Below are 17,497 nucleotides of genomic sequence, written 5' to 3'. Positions count from 1 at the left end.
AGCCGACCGGGACGATCAAGCGGGTGCGCGAGGACAAACATGGCGGCTACGGGGCGAGGAAGGTGTGGGCCAAGCTGCACCGCTACGGCACCGACGTGACTCGGTGCACGGTCGAGCGGTTCATGCGTGAGGGCGGGCTGCGTGGCCTACTGCACGACACGCCTCCGCGTACGACACGACCGTAGGCGGAGACCAGCAGGCTCGCTGAACTGGTGAAACGTGACTTCACGGCCACGCGTGCCAACGAGTTGTGGGGCGCGGACATCACCTACGTGCGCGGCCGCTCGAAGGCCAGAAACGGCACAAACTCCGCCCACGCGTGATCCCACAACCGCACGATCGTCGGATATCGGTCGCCCCAGGGCTCGGCGACACCGCGGTTCTTCAGCTCGGTGAGCACGTGCAGCCAGCACTTGGCGCCGCCGTCGCCGGCCGAGGTCCCGAGGATGTCGCGACGGCCCTCACAAGTCACCGCCAGCGCAACATGGATCGGGCGGGTTGACGACCTGCCCGTCACGGATCTTTACGTGGATCGCGTCGATGAAGATCATCGGATACACCGGATCGAGTGGCCGGTTCTGCCACTCGACCATGCCCTCCACCACCTTGTCGGAGATCGTCTGCCGGGACACCTCGACGCCATAGACCTCGGCCAGATGTGCCGAAATCTCCCCGGTCGTGAGGCCCTTCGCGGCCAGGGAGATCACCATCTCGTCCACCCCGCCCAGGCGTTTCTGCCGCTTGGCCACGATCTTCGGCTCGAAGCTGGCGTCCGGATCTCGTGGCACGTCGATCTGGACTGGGCCGACGTCGGTGAGCACTGTCTTGGACCAGGTGCCGTTGCGTGAGTTGCCGTTCCCGCGGCCGGCCGGGTCGTGCTTGTCATAGCCGAGATGGTCGGTGATCTCGCCCTCGAGCGCGGACTCCAGGAATCGTTTGGTCAGCTGCGCCAGCACGCCGTCCTCGCCGGTCAGCGCCAGCCCACTGGCCTTGGCGCGGCTCACCAGCTGCTCGTCCAGGCCGTCCAGCCCGGTCTCGGACTTGGGCTGCGAGTCCTCAGCGTTCTCCGCGCCGGACATCATGTCGGTCATCAGGTGCACTTCCATGATCGGGAGTTACACGGCTCGTTTACAGTCCCGTACCGGAGCACGGACTCCGTACGGTCAGGAGCCGGTGCGCATGGGCTGAGCGCGCCGAGTGTGGATTGCCACGAGAGAGGCCCGGCAAAGCGGGATGGCTTGCCGCGGGGGCCGTCGGCGTCGACCGGTAACGGCGGGTTGTGGTCGAGGCGGCCGATCAGGTCGTCAAGCTCGCTCAGGCTGGTCACTATCGCGAAGCCGCGGCGGAGTTTGGAGCCGACCTGGAAGTTGTTGAAGCACCAGACCATGTGCTTGCGCGGGTCGCGCAGAGCCTTGGTTTCACCGGCCCGTGGCGGACGTCGGCGAAGTCCGAATCAGGTTGCGTCGGGCAGGTTGACGAGTTGATGTTTCTGGCGGATGCTGAAGTTAATGGTGCCGATGTGGGCGGTCATTTGGACCGTCGGTGCCGCCTCCCCTTGCCACGTAGTACGCGGAGGTCTGAGATGTCTGAGTCCAGTGGGAGTTCGGCGCGTTTCCTGTCGGTTGGTCAGGCGGCAAAGCTGCTCGGGGTTTCTGCCATGACGATCTATCGTGCCGTCGATGAAGGCGGTTTTCCTGCTATTCGAACCCGCGGGCGTATCTCGATCCCCGCAAAAGCGATCGACGCGATGGAGGATATTGCCGTTTCGGAAATGCGGGTGGTGGACTCCAGTGAGTTCACACTGCCGATGACGGGCGGCGCCTCCGGCGGTAGTATGTAGAGCCACCTCGCTGGGGCGCCGATAGCCCGAATAGGCAGATTTGGCCCTCAGGTTGTGTTTGAGTGCGAATTGGCACCTATCGCGCTGATGTTGTGATCGCAGCCTGAGGGGGTCCGCGTGGCCGCGGGTGGGGGTGTACAGAGTGGGGGAAGTTAATTCCCTGTCAGGATCTATAGCTGCGTCTCCGGCTACGGCAAATGCGTCACAGTCCGTTTCTCCGCCGGCGTAGTGGTGCACCCGTTGAAGGATGCCTAAGTTGAGAGCGGCGTCTCGCGCTCGGCGAACGGTCTTAGGGTCGAGGCCGGCGCGCTCGGCCCAGTGGCGAATTGAGATGGATCCCCGTGTGGCGAGGACGGCGTGCGCGAATGCGTCGAGAACTGCACGCAAGCTACTGATCCGCACGCCGGCGATCGTGCCGGTGCGTGCCGCCGTGCTGGCTCTGCGCGCTAACCGCCTGTCCACGGCCGCTTGAAGCTCGGCACGGACGTGTCGTAGTCGCGGAGCCGACGGTTCGTTCTGGTGGTCCCCGGCTTGAGGTGGTCCCAGGCGTCGTCGTCGCGGCCTAGGTTCGGTCGCCTCGCGAAGCGCGGGTAACCAGCGGTTGCGACGCCAGTCGTCTCTCCCGATGCGGGCGGCCTGCGTCGGGGACGCTCGGCGGAAGAGGTCCCACGCCTGCTGCTCGGTGAGGCCGCGTTCGGCGGCGTCGATCGTGGTGGCGGGTGCCCAGAACCAGCGCCGCCAAGCTAGCTGCCCGATTTCGCGGGCCTTCGTGCCGGCGAGGTTGGCGAAGGCCCAGGCGTGCGCTGTGGCGTGGCCGGCGCGGGCCAGCGCGAGGGCGTGGCCGTACTCGCGCTCGGACCTGCTGACGTTCGCGGCCCCGCGGCGGCGCGCCGGTCGTATAGCCCCCGGGGCCCTGGGCGAGACGATCTTCGGCACGTCGCTCGTGGTCAACGTGCAGCTGATGATCGGGCTGCTCAGCTTGTGTCGGTGTGGTGAGGAGGTGAGCCGGAGGGTCGAGCGGACGGTGGCGGAAACGTTGTGCCGGGTCGCGATCGTGCGGACGACGCACTGTAGTTCCTCGCGCAGGCACGGCGGCGTCTTGATGACGAGGTGGGTGTGCCCCGGTCGGCCGGAGGCTCGCTGGAGCCAGGGCAGGCCGTAGCGGTCGGCCCAGAGGAGCAGCTGCTCGGCGACGACTTCACCTGCGTCGGCATCTGCGCCGGTGTCTTCGGGGTCGATGTCGATGGCGAGGAGGGGCTGGCGGAGTGTGCCGACGATGGCTCGGGCCGCGTCGTCGGTGTTAAGGGTGGTGACGGCGTCGTCGAGGCGGTGGGTGATCGTGTGCGGGTGGTTGTCGGCGTCGATGACGATGAACGGCGCGCCGAAGATTGCCTGGTCGAGGCGTGAGGGCAGGTAGGTGTCTGGCATGGGAGTCCTCGGGAGCTCGGCGTGACGGCCAGGTGCTGGTCAACGCTTCGCGTCGGCCGGCGCGCGCCAGGGCCAGCGCAAGGGCGGGGCGAGGGCACTCAGTCCGGGCGGCGTCGTGTCGATGCGGAGGATCGCGGCTGTCCAGGTCATGCCGATACCGATGCCGAGCAACGCGACGTGGTCGCCAGGGACCACCGCGCCGCGCGTGATCAGGTGGGTCAGGCCGACGATCTGGTCGTTGGGGCCGATGTGGCCCCATTGGTCGCCGGCGTGGCAGAGGGTGCGCTCGGCGGTGATGCCGAGCGGTTGCAGGCAGTGGGTGTCGAGCAGGTGCCGGCCGTAGTGCGGCAGCAGGATCCAGCGCAGCTGGTCGAGGTCGAGACCAGCGTCGCCCAGCGCTTCGTCCATGACGGCGCGGACCCCGTCGTGATTGCGGCGGGTGACCGAGGCCCGGCCGACGGCGTCGGTGTACTGGCGTTTCCGCTCGCGGATGCGTTCGATGCCGAGTTCGGTGGTGCCGGCGGGGGCGAAGCGGTGGTTGCCGCGGTGGAGTTGTTCGAGGGTGGGGTCGGTGTAGGAGCTGGTGGCGAGGACGTGGGCGAGGCCGGGATGTCGGCCGAGGATGAGGGCGGAGCCGCCGTCGCCGTAGGCGATGCCGTGGTCGGCGGTGAGGTGGTCGAAGGCGGGTGGGCCGAAGGTTTCACCGCCGGTGAGCAGAACGGTGTCCAGGTCGGGGCTGCCGGCCAAGACGTGGGCGGAGATGTCGATGCCGCCGACGAGGCTGTTGCTCATGGCGTTGAGCTCGGAGGCGATGCCGCGGCCGGCGGGCAGGCCGAGGCGGGAGCGGACGTAGGCGGCGCGGGACCAGAAGTCGATGCCGCGGCTGCCCCGCCAGATCGCAGCGTGGAAGTGCAGGTCGGGCACCGGGAGTGGGCCGGTGGTGGCGATCGCCATGCTGGCAAGGGCGTTGCGTCCGGCACGGACAGCCAGATCCATGCCGGTGCTGAGCGAGGCGATCGACACGGCGCGCTGGCTGGTCGCTCCGTCCAGTGTGCGCCCGGTCTCGAGGTTGTCGACGGCGACGAGGTCGCCGAGCGCGGCGCCGACACCGCGCAGGTGAAGGTTCTTCCAGCGCATCGTCAGCACCGCCCAACCTGGGGCGGATGTATTGGGAGGTCGGCGCTGGCGGCGACGATGGCCTCGACCGAGCTGTAGAAGGCCCGCAGCTGACGGGTCGTGATGCCCGCGCACGCGGCGATCTCGTCGAGCGTGACGATCCGCCGGGTGGCGGGTCGTCGAGTAGATCGCGAGCGGTGTCGGTAATCCAGGTTTGCATGACGTCTTCCTGATCGAGCCGGTTGGTGTGGCACGCCAGGTGACGGGGAGGCGCCGAACGGATCTGCTCGGCGGGGTGGCGTGGTGCTGGACGGAGCGAGAGGTAGGGGTCAGGTGCGGCGGGCGCGGCCGCTGCGCCGGGTGAGCAGCGCCTTGTGGTGGGCGCGGCGCAGATCGGGGATCTGGTCGCGTACTGCGCGGTCGAGCTCGGGCATCCGGTGCACGTCGGTGTCGAAGCCGGGGTCAGTGCGGAAGACCAGGGCGAGGACGGAGGCGTTGTTGCTGAGGTTGACCACCGCATACGGCAGTGTCGGCGGGATGTAGATCATGTCCCCGGCGTGGGGGTGGAACGGTTGCATGGCGTTGCCGGAGAGGATGGCGGCGCGGTGAATCATGGCCGGAAGAGTCGCCCAAGTAAGTCTCGGCGCAAGTCCGAACGCTTCAAAGCCCTCGCCGTGGGGTGAAGTCGCGTGGAGAGGCAGCCACCGAGTTCTTCGTGCGTCGGCCGGTGTGATCGCGCGAGGGCGGGCACCCGACAGTCTCACGCCTCACCAGTTCCGTGTTCGTGCTCAATCCCCTTGCGCAGCCGTGAATCCGCCGCTCTCCGGTGTTACGGTCCGCCGCGGCAGTTGAATCCCGTCCTGGAGGCGCAAGTGGTGGCGAAGCGTTGGTTCCTGGGCGTGGTGGTGGCCGTGCTCGGTCTTGGTGTCCTGGCGGCGCCCGCGTCAGCGGCGGCGCAGGTGGCGCCCGCCGGGTGCACGACGTCCATCCAGTGGGTGCAGCAGGGCAACAATTACTTCAACGGCCTCGGCAACGTGCAGTGCACCTCCGGGCGCTACCGGGCGAAAGCGGTCTGCCTCAACAACCAGACCGGTGCCGGGTACGTGAACTACGGGACCCAGGTCGTCAACGCCCCGGCGACCGCCTCCGTGCTGTGCAACACGGGGAACTCGGCGCTGGCCGTCTACGCCGTGACCGACCCGCTCGACGCCGGGGTGCCCGGCTGCGTTTCCTGGGTCGAGTGGGTCAACCAGGGCGGCAACAACTTGTTCTACGGCCGCGGCCAGGCGCAGTGCGATACCGGCCGGTACCGGGTCAAGGCGTTGTGCAAGAACGAGCAGACCGGGGACTACTACATCCTCTACGGCACCCAGGTGGTGACCGCGCCGGCCGCGGTCTCCGTCACCTGCAACACCGGCAACACCGCGCAGATCGTGCAGGCCGTCGCCGATCCGGCCGCCGCCGGCCTGGCCGGGTGCATGACGTGGAGCGCGTGGATCGTGCAGGGCAGCACGCTCTACTACGGCCGGGGCAGTGCCCAGTGCGACAGCGGCCGCTACCAGGCTCGGCTCGCCTGCCACAACCTTCAGACGGGCCAGGACTACGTCGTCAACGCCCCGGTCGTCACCGCGCCGGCGACCTCGACCGGGACGTGCCTGTCCGGCAACTCGGCCACCGCCGTGACGACGGTGGCGGCCTGACAGTCGGGCCAAGCCGGTGCTCGAGGTCGAGTTCGAGCCGCAGGTGGCTGGCGGACCCGGTCTGTTCGGCCGACGGGTCGGTCCCGACGCACTGTGCTGGCGTACGAGGTCACCGCGGTGTACTGCGGCAAGCCGACCGAACCAGTGATGGCGGCCCGGAGCCATGGTTCAGCCGCGCGCAGTCGATCGGTTAGGAGATCTCGCCCGGCCCGAGCGGGTCGAGCCCGTTCTCGAGGTACGCGGTCGTAGCCGCGCAGGGCGGGCGCGAAGCTGGTCGGGAGCGGGAAGTCCTGCGGGGTCATGCTGCTCTCCGCTGGTGGAGAGCAGCATGCAGGTCGGTGAGGGTGCCGGCGGCGCGGATGGCGGGTGGGTCGAGCCGGCCGATGCGATGGTCGTCTTCGCGCAGGGCCTTGAGGAATCGAGTGATCCGGGCCGGCGGCGGCGTGATGGTGGACCCGGCGAGGTAGCGCAGGACGATGAGGTCTTCGCCGGAGTGGGTTTCGACGGCGGCGGACCAGCCGTGGACTTCGTCCCACAGCAAGGCGAGGTCGCGGTCGGGGTAGCCGGGCAGGCGTTCATCGAGGGCGATGTAGGCGGACACGGGGGTGTCGTGGTCGACGGTGCAGGACTCGAGGCCGATGCCGAGTGCCCGGGTGACCTCGAGCAGGTAGTCGTGCAGGGCGGCCAGGGCCGGGTGGTGGCCGTTGAGGATGTGCAGGGGAGTGGTCATCGTTGCCGCGTCTTTCGTGCTCGGACGCCCGGCAGCCGGGCCGACGTCGTGTGTCGGCCCGGCTGCGGGTCACGGCCTGGTCAGGCCCGGATTTCTTTGCGGTCGGTCGTGGTGCCGGTGATCTCGATACGCCGGGGCTTGGCCTTTTCGGCGATCGGGATGCGTAGCGTCAGCACTCCGGCCTCGTAGTCGGCGGTGATGTGGTCGGTGTCGAGGGTGTCGCCGAGGAACAGCTGGCGGGAGAACACGCCGAGCGGACGTTCGGAGACCTGCATCTGCACGTCGCCGGGCAGGGGGCGGCGTTCGGCCTTGACGGTGAGGACGTTGCGTTCGATGTCGAGCTCGATCGCGTTCGGGTCGACGCCGGGCAGGTCGAAGCTGACCACGAACTCGTCACCGGAGCGGTAGGCGTCCAGTGGCATGGTGGCCGGCTTGGACCAGGTGCCTGGGGCTGTGGTGCCGAAGAACTGCTGGGTCATCCGGTCCAGTTCGCGGAACGGGTCGGTGCGCATCAACATCTGGTTCCACCTCCGGAATGTCGTCGACGTCTGGTGTCAACACGCACCTCTGTTCTAACATGTCGTCTACTGGATGACAAGAACAACGTCGTCGATAGGATGACAGATGAGCAGTGAGTTCTTGAGTGACGAAGTGCGCGGGATCGGCGCTGTTGTGCGCGCTGCCCGCGACGGCGTCACGCCCGAAGAAGCGCTCGACGCGCTGACCCGCTTACGCGTGGTGCGGGAGCAGCTCGGTTCTTGGGAGCCTGAGCTGATCGCGGCGGCGCGGGCCGGCGGTGCGAGCTGGGCAGCGCTCGCCCCGGCGCTGGGGGTGGCGAGCCGGCAGGCGGCCGAGCGCCGGTTTCTCCGGCTGCGGCCCACGGCGACCGGTGAGATGACCGGTGAAGCGCGGGTGGATGCCGAACGTGGTCGTCGCGCCGGCGAACGCGCGGTCGCGCAGTGGGCGCGGCGGAACTCGGCGGTACTGCGACAGCTCGCTGCTCAAGTCAGCTTGGTGGGTGATCTTGGCGACGCCGGGAAGGTGAACGCCGACCGGCTCGGTGCCGCGCTGGGTGAGGACGACGTGGCCGGTTTGCTGCCTCCGCTGGCCGAGATCCGGGCGCACCTCGAGCGTGACCACGCCGGGCTGGCCGAACGGGTCGGCGCGATCGGTGAGCACGCCGACCGGGTGCGGCGCGATGCGGCCGATCGCCGCCGCGAAGGCGGGAAGTGACGGGCCAATCGCCTGATCCGTCGGGCCGGCGCTGTTCCGCGAGGCCAGTCCCTCTCGCAGAAGCCTCGGCCCCGTTCCGCCGGCGTCTTCCACGGCACGAGGACGTGTCGGCCGGTCGAATGCACTTCATTCCGCAAGCGCTCGACCTGCCCGGCTGAGCGGTGACAGCCGATCAGTGGGGTCGTCCACGATGACGCGGAGCCCGCCGTCGGTTTTCTCCGCGAGAGTGCGGAGAATCAGCGCGTCGGTGCTCGCCTCGTTGCCGGACGCCACCGGGGCGTGGGCGCGGGTGGACACCACGTCCGGCGGACCCGGGCGTGAAGAACGCCGCCGGCGAGCAAGCTGGGAGAGGCGGTCGCGTCCTTGCCGGCGGACCCGCAGGAGAAGGGCGAGCGGGCTGCCGCGGAGTTCAAGGCGGTCATCGAGGCTCGCTGATCTTTCGGCGTGCCACGGCCGCGGCCTGGATCGGGCCCCAGCCGTTGTCGCGCTCGCCATCGGGACGACTTCGCATCGCCGGGACGACCTTGATGCTGGTGGCGCCGGAACCCGTCGCCCGTGTCACCGACCGGCTCGCGTTGACCGGGGCCACTCGGACCAGCTGACCCCGCCCGATGACTCCGGCAGCGGCCGCTTCCCCCTTGCGTCAACAACGGCTTCCGCTTCTGGGTGAGGAAACCGGCGGCGGAGGTTCGTGTTACGAGTGGTTGGTCAACCGTGGTGCCGCGTTGGCGGTGAACCGGAACTCAAGGAGCACGGGCACCGCTTCGAGGTCCAGAGCTTGCTGCAGCCGAGGCAGTCCGTCGAGGGCGAGTCGTTTTCGGATCGCGGTCGGGTCGCCGTCCTGGGCGACCGAAACAACCAGGGCGAGGGCCGGTTCTTTCCGCGTGCCGATCAGGGTGGCGCGGGCGTGGTGCACTCCCGGGTAGGTGCGGAGTTCGGCGACGAACGGTGCCACCGCGACGTCGGTGGCGAGTTCGGTCCGGCCGTGCGCCTCTTCGGTGTCGAAGCGCCAGGTCGGCGTTCGCGGGCGCGGAGACATCTGGGCGAGTATCCAGCGCAGCATCAGCAAGCCGACGACCACGGCGATTCCGGCCGCGACGTACAGCACCCAGGTCGGCGGGACGTCGGTGCGCGGGACGAGCGCGCCGGACGGATCGACGATCCGCAGCCGGCCGAAGTGGGTGGCCACGGCGAACCCCCCTGCGGCCAGCAGGATGAGCCCGAGGAGGCACAGGACGACCCGGTTGAGCTGTGCGGGGCGGTTGAGGCCGGTCATGCGCTCCTCCTCGGTGCGCGGACGCGCACGGCGACCACGGGCCGGCGCGCCGGCCCGATCTGGTCGATCCGGTGGTCGACCGCCGTGCGGACGGCCTCGGCCAGCCCCTCGGGCCGGCTCCGTGTGGTGTCGACCCGGATCTTGACCCGCCGGTCGCCGAGCTTGACCCGGGCCCGGGAGACGCCGTCGACGTCCGCCGCCGTGCGGCGCAGCGTCGAGCGGTACCGCCTCGGGTGGTCCCGGAGTCGAAGAGGCCGTCCAAGGGGAGCACGGTGACCGCGCCGGGAATGACCGCGGCGAGCAGCAACGCCAGCCCGAGGAGAGCGACCACCCCGCCGGCGACGGCGGGGAGAACGTCGGTCCAGCGCAGGTCGTGCAGCGTGCCGACCACCGCGCTGTAGCTGAGCCACGGGCGCTCGCCCAGGATCATCTGGACGGCGACCACGGTGACCACCACGCACGCCGCCAGGAGAACCAGGGCGGTGAGGAGGGCCGGGATGCTCCGGCGGGGGCGCCGCTTCATTCGACCCTCCGGCCGGGTGAGACGTCGGTGTGCAGGGCGGTGACGGTGAGGTCGACGCGGGTGACGCTGAGACCGGTCAGTTCCTCGACGCGGTGGACGAGGTGGTCGCGGACCCGTTGTGTGGTGCGCGTGACGGAGGCCGGGTACGCGATCGAGAGCCGGACGTCGAGGGTGACCGCGTCGCCCACGACGTCGGCAGTCACCTTGGCCGAGCGCTCCGCGCTTTCGCTGCCGATGGTGACACCGAGGAGACGGCCGGCGGCTCCGCCGACGTCATCCACTTCGCTGACCGCGTGGGAGGCGAGCCGCTGCACCACCTGATCGGCGACGGTGAGCGTTCCGCGCTCGGATGCGGTCGTCATGGTCGTCACGCGGATCAGCCCCGATCGCGCCCGGTGAGCTGCGACAGGTCGAGCTTGCCGTCGAGGTAGCGGCCGGCCAGCAGGCCGATCGCGCCGAGCACCGCGACGGCGGCGAACGCGCCGAACCCGCCGAACGCGACGGCCAGGCCCAGGGCGAGGCCGGTGAGCAGGCCGAGCTGGGTTGAGTTCACGAGTCACTCTCCTTCGGTTCTTCCTCGGCAACGGGTGCTGTGGTGAGGTCCGCGAGCACGACGTGCACCGGACGCTCGGACACTGCCGCCGCCGCGCGCACGGCCGTGGCGAGTGCGCTGACCACGAGCGGGTACTGCGCGGTGACGGCGACGGTGACGTCCTGGTCGCGCACCCGGACGCCGACGATCCGCCGTGGTGGGTCGAGGGTGGCGATTTCGCCGAACCGGCCGCCGTGCAGGCCGGTCACCCCGGGCACCTCCCGCACGGCGGCGGCGATCCGGGCGGCATCCGGCTCGGCGGTCACTGCACCCGGCCGTTGTCGGTGCTCTCGCCCTCGTCGTCGGAGGGCAGGTGCAGGTCGCCGACGTGGATGTTGACCTCGACCACCTCGAGGCCCGTCATGCGTTCGACCGCGGTGATCACGTTGCGGCGCACCGAGCGGGACAGGTCCGCGATCGAGACGCCGTACTCGACGACGATCTGCAGGTCGACCGCGGCCTGCTTTTCCCCGACCTCGACCGAGACGCCCTGACCCGCCGACGCGGTCGCGCCCGGGATCCGCTCGCGGATCGCCGAGAACGCGCGGGCGGCGCCGCCGCCGAGGGCGTGCACACCGGAGATTTCCCGGGTGGCCAGGCCGGCGATCTTCTGGACCACGACGTCGGAGATCGTCGTCGAGCCCTGGGTGGTCACGAGGGCGCCGCGGGTCGAGTTCTTCTTGTCGGCGTCGGCCGTGTTCTGCTGGGCGGGAACCTGGGTGGCGGCGTTCGTCATCGGTAGCTCCTTCGCGTGGATGTCTTGCGGTCAAAGAGGAAGCACCTCGATCCTTCCTCCACACACGACAGACACCACGTCGAGAAGATCGTCACGACCCGATCGTGTGAAGGGGCTCACCCGGATTTCCGCATCACCCGCCCCATCGGAGCGGCTGTAGCGGCGTTGCGCTCACCACCGCTCGTCGAGCGGGCCGAGGCATGGGCCGCCCACGGATCCTCCGACAGGGCCGCCGGGCGCAAACCCGCCACCGCGTCAGAACACCGGCACCGGCCTGCCGCGCCGGGTGGTGGACGTCCCCGCCGCCCCGCCGGTCGCAGGTCCTGCCCGGCCACCGCGCCTGCCGGACCCCGGGGGCCTCGCCACCGGTCACCCACACGCTCCGCTCGGCAGCGTGCGGCCGCCCGCGAATGTGCCCGACCCGCCGAAGAGCAGGTCGAGCTCCGGTCTCGGTCCGGCCCGGCGAGATCGCCGCGGGCGCGGTGTCACGCTTCCTCGAAGCGGGTGCCCCGCCGCCAGATCGCGCGTGTGTCGAGCGTGTCGCCGATGGTCGTCGTGGGGTCGCCGTCGACCAGCAGGAGGTCGGCGCGGAGTCCTTCGGCGATCCGGCCGCGGTCGCCGAGTCCGAAGCGGCGGGCGGTGGTCGCCGTCGCGGCGCGCAGCGCCTGAGCCGGAGTCAGTCCGGCGGCCACGAGGTACTGCAGTTCGTGGTGCAGGCTGGCTCCGTGGGCCAGGCCGCCGAAGAAGGTTTCCGCCATGGAGGCGTCGGTGCCGGCCAGGATGTCCACTCCCGCGTCGGCCAGTGCCCGGACGGTTTCCAGGACGTCTTCGAGCTTGCCCTGCGGATAGCGGTTGTAGCTGGAGCGCAGGGTTTCTTCCCACTTGACGTCGAGGCGGCGGGCGACCCGGGGGTCGTCGGCGAGGTCGCTGCCGGTGATGCCCATCATCGACGCGTCGAGGCAGACGCACGGCACGACGAACATGTCCGCGTCGGCGATCAGGTCGACGATCTCCGCGGTGTGCGGCCGGTCCATGAAGACGTGGACGACGCCGTCGATGCCGGCTTCGGCGGCCATCCGGGTGGCGTCGAGGGTCAGGGTGTGGGCGACGGTGAGGGCGCCGTGCTTCTTGGCCTCGGCGACGCCCGCGTCGAGCGTGGCCTGGTCGAGCATCGGCAGGCCTGGGTGTCCTTCGACGCTGCCGTCGTCGATCATGAACTTGATGTAGTCCGAGCCCCGCGCGAGGAGCTGCGGGACGTACGCGGCGGCTTCTTCCGGGGTGGTGGAGAACGGCATCAGCGGCATGACCGGCGGCAGGGTTCCGGCCGGCCGGAACCCTTCGGGCATGAGCTCACTGGGGTGCCCGCCGGGCGGCGTGATGGCGAAGCCGGAGGACCGGATGTCGGCGACCGTGTCGTCCTCGGTGATGTGCGCGCGGTTCTCGCGGGTGTTCATGCCCTGCATCTCGAGTTCGGTGGTGACGCCGAACCGCAGGGCGAGTGCCTGGGAGCCGGGGGCGGAGTGGACGTGCGCGTCGATCAGCCCGGGCAGCAGCGTCGCGCCCCGGCCGTCGACGACTTCGGCGCCCTCGGGCACCTCGCCGCCGACCTGCCGGATCTTCCGGTTGTCGAGGACGACGGTCTGCACCCCCAGCGTCTTCTCGCCGTCGAAGATCCGGGCGCCGGTGATGGCGGTGGTGGCCATGGCTGTCTCGCTTTCTCGCTCACAGTTGCATACCTAATGCTATGCACTTTCGTTCTGGCATGCAAATACATGGAGTACTACGATCTGTGCGGTGAGCGACTCCGCCGAAGATGCCCTGCTGGACCAGATCGGCCCGGCCCTGTCTCGGTTGCGCCGGCGCACGCCGGCTTCGGGGCGGGACCTGTCACGCAATCTGGTGCTGAACGTGGTCGCCGACGCGCCGGGGGAGATGACCGTCGGGGGGCTGGCCGCGGAGATGGGCGTCGCGCAGCCGGTGGCCAGCCGGACGGTCGCGGCCTGCATCACCGACGGCCTGCTGCGGCGGGCGGCGTCCCAGGCCGACGGCCGCCGGACCGTGCTGGAGCTCACCGATCGCGGTGAGGCCGAGCGAACCCGGTTCGCCGCCGGCCAGCGCACGGCGTTCGAGGACATCACGGCCGCCTGGTCGCCGGAGGAGCGCACGCAGTTCGCGCGACTGCTCGTCCGTTATGTCACGGACGCCGGCGTCTGGTCGCGCCGTCGAGGCTTGGACGGCGAGTAGCGGCAGGCGAAGCCGATCGCGACGCCGCATGGCCGCGGTGACGACCGAGCGGTCACCGGAATCCGAGTGCTTCGCCGACCGTGCCGTGCAGGGTGAACAGGGACCGCACGCCGGCCGCGGTCAAGACCGAGCCGACGGCCTGTTCCGAGCCGAGCAGCCGCAGCCCGACGTCGACGCGACGGAGTTCCGTCGCGATCTGCACGACGATCTGGAGGGCCACCGCGCCGAAGGTGACCGGTTCGGTCAAGTCGAGGATCAGCAGTTCGAGGCCATGTGCTCGCTGTCCGTCGATGACGGCCATCAGCTCGATCCCCGTCCGCGCGTGGAACGGACTGCGGGGACGCAGCAGGCGGGCTCCCGGTCGCACGTCATCCAACGGCTCGACCTGCACGGACTGCGTCATCGACGGTCCCTGGTCAATCACCTGCACGGCTCTCCCCGCGGTAGCTCACCCAGCCACTCCAGTGAAGTGCCCGGCGCCGCTGCGGCACAGCCGATTCGCGCGGCACCCTGTCCGTTGCCCGCGTCGGCGCGAGCGTGAGGAGACAATTACTGTTCGGCTCATGACGGGCTTGCCTCAAACGGAGCTGCTGCCCGGGCATCCGGTCGCTCGCGCGGTGGACGTCGACGAAGCGCACGAAGCGGTGACCCGGACGTACCTGCCTCATCGGATCGAGCTGCTGGACCGTGAGAACGATTTCGACATGCGACTCAACGCGGTCCGCGTCGGCGCGGTGACCGCGGGCTACCTGCGCTACGAGAGCGCGGTTCGGCTCGGCACGGTCGACGCCGGCAACTACCACGTCAACGTCCCGGTCATCGGACGTTCCGAGCAGCGCTGCGGCTCGGGGGAACCGGTGTTCGCCGGACCTGGACGGGCCGCCGTGTTCGTGCCGGGTTATCCGGCCGACCTGCGGTGGGGAGCCGCGTGCGCCCAGCTCTGCCTCATGATCGACCGGCACGAGCTGGAACTGGAGTTGCAGCGCCAGATCGGGCGGCCCCTCGGCGAGCGGTTGCGCTTCACCACCGCGATGGACTTGGACACCCCGGCGGCGCAGTCATGGCTCGAGGTGCTGGCTCTGCTGGAGCGTGAGGCGGGCCGGCCGGGCGGGATCACGCACCACCCCACGGCGGCCGCGCACTTGCAGAGCCTGGTGATCGCCGGTCTGCTACTGGCCCAGCCGAACAGCTACAGCGACACCCTGCGTGCCCCGGCGGCGCCGGCCCCGCCCAAGGCACTGCGCCGGGTTGTCGAGCTGATCGAAGACGACCCGGGTCTGCCGTGGACTTCGGGCACCTTGGCCCGTGAAGGCTCGGTCAGCGTCCGCGCGCTGCAGGAGGGGTTCCAGCGCTGGTTCGGCCTGCCGCCGATGGCCTACCTGCGGGATGTGCGCCTGACCCGGGTACACGACGAGCTCGCGGTGGCCGATCCTGGCGGTACGACCATCGCCGCGGTCGCCGCTCGCTGGGGCTTCCTGCACGCCGGCCGGTTCTCGGCCGCCTACCGCGGCAAGTTCGGCCTTCTGCCCTCGGAGACCTTGCACGGCCGCCACCCAGGGAACGGGACCAACGGCTGACTGCCGGGGCAAGCCGAGCGACCACCAGGCGAGGGCAGGGCGGCTGGGTGACCGAGACTCCCAGCCCGCCGGCGGGGCCTTCGCCGTCGATCTTGCTGGACAAGATCGGCCCGGCTTTGTCCCGGTTGCGCCGGCGCAAGCCGACCTCGAGCCGGGACCTGTCTCGCAATCTGCTGCTGAACGTGGGTCGCCGCCCTGGACGAGATGACCGTCAGGGGCCATGCCGCGGAGACGGGTGGCTCCCAGCCGGTGGCCAGCCCGACGGTCGCGGCCCGCCTCGCCGGCGCCCGGCTGCCACCGCCGGCCGGTCGAGTGTGCCGTGCGGGCCGGCCGTCACTCGTCGCTTCACGAGGTCTGCGTGTGACGTTCTCCGCCCGGGGGCGTCCGCTCTTCCCGCCCGCGCCGGTTGTGCTCTTGGCGTTCCCGCTCGCGGCGGCTGTAGGTCGCCTTGCGGACAGTCTCCTCGTCCTCCAGGCTCGACCCGAGCGCGCCGGCGACGATCCCGACTGAACTGCACAACCACACCAGGTTCAGGTACGAACCCACACCGACCGGGTGCCCGAGGGCCTGCGCGAAATAGCCGCTGTCGATCACGACGGCCGCCGCGAGCAACGCGACCACGTACAGGATCGCGTACATGCACACCACCCCGATCGCCAGCGTGGCCGCCGTGGACACGTTGTACAGCACGGCTTTGCGTCGCTCGACGGCCTGGGAAGGCCGGTCCCACAGGTGGTTGTACACCATCAGCCACCCCGCCATGATCACGACGGTGACCACCGTGATCCCCGCCAGCCGCAGCGGGGACAGCGCGTCGGCGAGCTTCCAGAACGAACTGGTGATGACGCCGTAGGCGGCGGTGCCGGCCGCAGCGGCGGTGGCGCCCGCCAGGTGCGGGACGAGCTGCCACGGACGGTTGTCGCGCACCATCCCTGCCAGCAGCCGCAGCCGGCCGCGCAGCCCGACCAGAGCCAGATGGGTCGCGGCCGATGGGTGTCCGTCGGACATCCGCTGCGTCGGGGCCAGCGCCTCACGCAACCGTGCCAGCATCCCTTGCCCGCGCTGGTCTCCGTCGATCCCGAGCCGCCCCGACACCAGTTGCCGCACCACGCGGACCAGCAACGCCCGGACTCGGCGCCGCACCAGGACGGCGCCGAGGGCGGGCAGCGAAATCATCGCGACCCCGTGCTCGACGTCGACGCCCGCGACGACGGGCTTCGTCCCCGCCCGCCGGGGCAGATCGGTGACCAGGACCAGCACGTCCCAGCCCTGGTCCTGCCGGTGGCGCTCCGACAGCATGCGCATCGGGATGTCACCGTCTTCGTTCAGCGGCAGCTGGTCCACCTCGTGCTCCACCCGCCACTGCGTCTCTCCGCTGACCCGGGTGGCGAAGATTCCGGGTAGGTCGTCGGCGATCGTCGTGATCACCTGCTCCGGCAGGCCCTCGTCGGCCAGCACCCCGACGGCCAGCTGGCGTGGTGCGTTCATCTGGCTCACCCCGCTCGTCGAATCTCGTCGGTTTCCCCGGAGGACGCCGGCCAAACCACCTGGCCCGGCCCCGTCGAGGTCAGAGCGGAAGAGCCGGATGCCGAGACGTCGCCACGCGGTAGGCCCGTGCCGGTGGCGCGTCCCGCCGGTCCCGCCGCTCCCGGCGAGCCCGAGCGACCAGCACCAGCAGCCACACCACGCCGATCGCCGCGATCACACCCTGGCCCACCCAGGTCAGCGTCGTGTACAGCCCCACCTGGGCACCGGTCGGTGCGGGTGGCAGGCCGCGCACCAGCAATTCGTACTGCCACGGCTGACCGGTCAGCACCAGCGTGAGGTAGACGGAAATCGAGGACATCGAGTCCCACAGCGCGTGCAGGAGTGAAACGCCCAGGTAGGCGAGGGCGAGCCGGGCGGTCAGGACGAAGTGGTCGCGGGTGCTCCACGCGAACAGGAGCCCGCCGAGCACGGCGGTCCACAGCCCGTGGCCGACCGGGGCGAGGAGCCCGCGCAGCAGCTCGGTGGTCACCAAGTCCGTCAGAGACAGTCCCTGAGGGGTGATCAGCGCGGTCAGCGCGTACCCGGCCGACTCGAAGGCGGCGAAACCGAACCCGACCGCGGCACCCAGGATCACTCCGTCGCGCACGGACTTCACGGCCAGGCGCCGGGTCAGCAGGGCGAGCGCGGCCAGCTTGACCGCTTCCTCGATGAGCCCGACGCCGGCGTACAGCCACGGCGACGGGTGCAGCAGGTACGTCTCCAGTACCGACGCGCCGAGCACGCCGAGCACCCCGCCGACGATGAACGTGCGGAACACGAGCTCGGCAGTGATCTCGCCGGAGTCCTGGCGCTCGAAAGCCCACACCACGAAAGTCACCGGCACCAGGAAACTGCCGAGCAGCACCAGGGTGGGGATGAGGTTGGGGTTCCCGGTTAGGTAGGTGACGACCGCGGACAGGATCCACAAGACCAGGCCGCCTCCGAACATCCGCAGCCACGTCCGTCGTTTCGGTC

Annotated in this window: 21 protein-coding genes and 1 pseudogene; 7 read left to right on the top strand and 15 right to left on the bottom strand. The window is 70.0% G+C overall.

Going from position 1 to position 17,497, the window contains the following annotated elements; genetic code table 11:
* Positions 1–23: 23 nt before the first annotated feature.
* Complete coding sequence (locus ACZ61C_RS29605) at positions 24–185, top strand: IS3 family transposase (RefSeq protein ID WP_465311119.1); 162 nt, start codon at positions 24–26, stop codon at positions 183–185.
* Positions 186–283: 98 nt separating this feature from the next.
* On the opposite strand, the pseudogene ACZ61C_RS29600 reads toward ACZ61C_RS29605, so the two are convergent.
* Positions 284–1,091: pseudogene (locus tag ACZ61C_RS29600) on the bottom strand (IS256 family transposase); the annotation flags it as partial.
* A 392-nt stretch (positions 1,092–1,483) separates the two neighbouring features.
* Here ACZ61C_RS29600 and ACZ61C_RS29595 point away from each other — a divergent pair.
* Positions 1,484–1,840 (top strand): excisionase family DNA-binding protein, encoded by a 357-nt coding sequence (locus tag ACZ61C_RS29595; RefSeq protein ID WP_465311152.1) that lies wholly within the window; start codon positions 1,484–1,486, stop codon positions 1,838–1,840.
* A gap of 1,116 nt (positions 1,841–2,956) precedes the next feature.
* On the top strand, positions 2,957–3,247 hold the full coding sequence (locus ACZ61C_RS29590; protein ID WP_465311118.1) for a hypothetical protein: 291 nt from the start codon (positions 2,957–2,959) through the stop codon (positions 3,245–3,247).
* A gap of 60 nt (positions 3,248–3,307) precedes the next feature.
* Here the strand turns inward: ACZ61C_RS29590 and ACZ61C_RS29585 are convergent, their stop codons facing one another.
* On the bottom strand, positions 3,308–4,405 hold the full coding sequence (locus tag ACZ61C_RS29585; RefSeq protein ID WP_465311117.1) for a 3-oxoacyl-[acyl-carrier-protein] synthase III C-terminal domain-containing protein: 1,098 nt from the start codon (positions 4,403–4,405) through the stop codon (positions 3,308–3,310).
* A gap of 308 nt (positions 4,406–4,713) precedes the next feature.
* Complete coding sequence (locus ACZ61C_RS29580; RefSeq protein ID WP_465311116.1) at positions 4,714–4,998, bottom strand: hypothetical protein; 285 nt, start codon at positions 4,996–4,998, stop codon at positions 4,714–4,716.
* Between the two features lie 258 nt (positions 4,999–5,256).
* Between ACZ61C_RS29580 and ACZ61C_RS29575 the strand changes: the two genes are divergently transcribed.
* Positions 5,257–6,084: a hypothetical protein gene (locus tag ACZ61C_RS29575; RefSeq protein WP_465311115.1), complete on the top strand. Its 828-nt coding sequence runs from the start codon at positions 5,257–5,259 to the stop codon at positions 6,082–6,084.
* 298 nt (positions 6,085–6,382) lie between these two features.
* Here the strand turns inward: ACZ61C_RS29575 and ACZ61C_RS29570 are convergent, their stop codons facing one another.
* Positions 6,383–6,814, bottom strand: coding sequence for a DUF6292 family protein (locus tag ACZ61C_RS29570; protein WP_465311114.1), 432 nt, complete (start codon positions 6,812–6,814; stop codon positions 6,383–6,385).
* Between the two features lie 80 nt (positions 6,815–6,894).
* Positions 6,895–7,332: an Hsp20/alpha crystallin family protein gene (locus ACZ61C_RS29565; protein WP_465311113.1), complete on the bottom strand. Its 438-nt coding sequence runs from the start codon at positions 7,330–7,332 to the stop codon at positions 6,895–6,897.
* A gap of 106 nt (positions 7,333–7,438) precedes the next feature.
* Here ACZ61C_RS29565 and ACZ61C_RS29560 point away from each other — a divergent pair, with 106 nt between their 5' ends.
* Positions 7,439–8,047 carry an HSP18 transcriptional regulator gene (locus ACZ61C_RS29560; protein ID WP_465311112.1) on the top strand — a complete coding sequence of 203 codons (609 nt, stop codon included), beginning with the start codon at positions 7,439–7,441 and terminating at the stop codon, positions 8,045–8,047.
* 694 nt (positions 8,048–8,741) lie between these two features.
* On the opposite strand, the gene ACZ61C_RS29555 is transcribed toward ACZ61C_RS29560, so the two are convergent.
* From ACZ61C_RS29555 to ACZ61C_RS29525, 7 genes are all read right to left on the bottom strand, one after another.
* A complete protein-coding gene (locus ACZ61C_RS29555) occupies positions 8,742–9,323 on the bottom strand; it encodes an Asp23/Gls24 family envelope stress response protein (protein WP_465311111.1) in 582 nt (193 codons plus the stop codon).
* Positions 9,320–9,733, bottom strand: a complete 414-nt coding sequence (locus tag ACZ61C_RS29550) for a DUF6286 domain-containing protein (protein WP_465311110.1) — start codon at positions 9,731–9,733, stop codon at positions 9,320–9,322. The genes ACZ61C_RS29555 and ACZ61C_RS29550 overlap by 4 nt, the downstream gene beginning before the upstream one ends.
* A 109-nt stretch (positions 9,734–9,842) precedes the next feature.
* Complete coding sequence (locus ACZ61C_RS29545) at positions 9,843–10,208, bottom strand: Asp23/Gls24 family envelope stress response protein (protein ID WP_465311109.1); 366 nt, start codon at positions 10,206–10,208, stop codon at positions 9,843–9,845.
* A gap of 14 nt (positions 10,209–10,222) precedes the next feature.
* Positions 10,223–10,399 carry a hypothetical protein gene (locus ACZ61C_RS29540; protein ID WP_465311108.1) on the bottom strand — a complete coding sequence of 59 codons (177 nt, stop codon included), beginning with the start codon at positions 10,397–10,399 and terminating at the stop codon, positions 10,223–10,225.
* Positions 10,396–10,704 carry a hypothetical protein gene (locus ACZ61C_RS29535; RefSeq protein WP_465311107.1) on the bottom strand — a complete coding sequence of 103 codons (309 nt, stop codon included), beginning with the start codon at positions 10,702–10,704 and terminating at the stop codon, positions 10,396–10,398. The genes ACZ61C_RS29540 and ACZ61C_RS29535 overlap by 4 nt, the downstream gene beginning before the upstream one ends.
* Entirely contained in the window at positions 10,701–11,174 is a 474-nt protein-coding gene (locus ACZ61C_RS29530; protein ID WP_465311106.1) for an Asp23/Gls24 family envelope stress response protein, read from the bottom strand. Before ACZ61C_RS29530 ends, ACZ61C_RS29535 begins: the two co-directional genes overlap by 4 nt.
* A gap of 485 nt (positions 11,175–11,659) precedes the next feature.
* The gene (locus ACZ61C_RS29525; RefSeq protein ID WP_465311105.1) at positions 11,660–12,877 is read right to left on the bottom strand and encodes an amidohydrolase family protein; all 1,218 of its coding nucleotides are present in this window, start codon (positions 12,875–12,877) and stop codon (positions 11,660–11,662) included.
* Between the two features lie 91 nt (positions 12,878–12,968).
* Here ACZ61C_RS29525 and ACZ61C_RS29520 point away from each other — a divergent pair, with 91 nt between their 5' ends.
* Positions 12,969–13,418 (top strand): MarR family winged helix-turn-helix transcriptional regulator, encoded by a 450-nt coding sequence (locus ACZ61C_RS29520; RefSeq protein ID WP_465311104.1) that lies wholly within the window; start codon positions 12,969–12,971, stop codon positions 13,416–13,418.
* A gap of 52 nt (positions 13,419–13,470) precedes the next feature.
* Here ACZ61C_RS29520 and ACZ61C_RS29515 read toward each other — a convergent pair whose 3' ends face one another.
* Complete coding sequence (locus ACZ61C_RS29515) at positions 13,471–13,821, bottom strand: STAS domain-containing protein (RefSeq protein ID WP_465311103.1); 351 nt, start codon at positions 13,819–13,821, stop codon at positions 13,471–13,473.
* Positions 13,822–13,981: 160 nt separating this feature from the next.
* On the opposite strand from ACZ61C_RS29515, the gene ACZ61C_RS29510 reads away from it, so the two are divergent.
* Entirely contained in the window at positions 13,982–14,995 is a 1,014-nt protein-coding gene (locus ACZ61C_RS29510; protein ID WP_465311102.1) for an AraC family transcriptional regulator, read from the top strand.
* Between the two features lie 345 nt (positions 14,996–15,340).
* Here ACZ61C_RS29510 and ACZ61C_RS29505 read toward each other — a convergent pair whose 3' ends face one another.
* Positions 15,341–16,483: a hypothetical protein gene (locus tag ACZ61C_RS29505; protein WP_465311101.1), complete on the bottom strand. Its 1,143-nt coding sequence runs from the start codon at positions 16,481–16,483 to the stop codon at positions 15,341–15,343.
* A 79-nt stretch (positions 16,484–16,562) separates the two neighbouring features.
* The gene (locus tag ACZ61C_RS29500) at positions 16,563–17,471 is read right to left on the bottom strand and encodes a PrsW family intramembrane metalloprotease (RefSeq protein WP_465311100.1); all 909 of its coding nucleotides are present in this window, start codon (positions 17,469–17,471) and stop codon (positions 16,563–16,565) included.
* Between the last annotated feature and the right edge of the window lie 26 nt (positions 17,472–17,497).

This window comes from Amycolatopsis sp. NPDC104587 (genome assembly GCF_055583645.1).
This window is presented reverse-complemented; position numbering and strand designations above follow the sequence as displayed.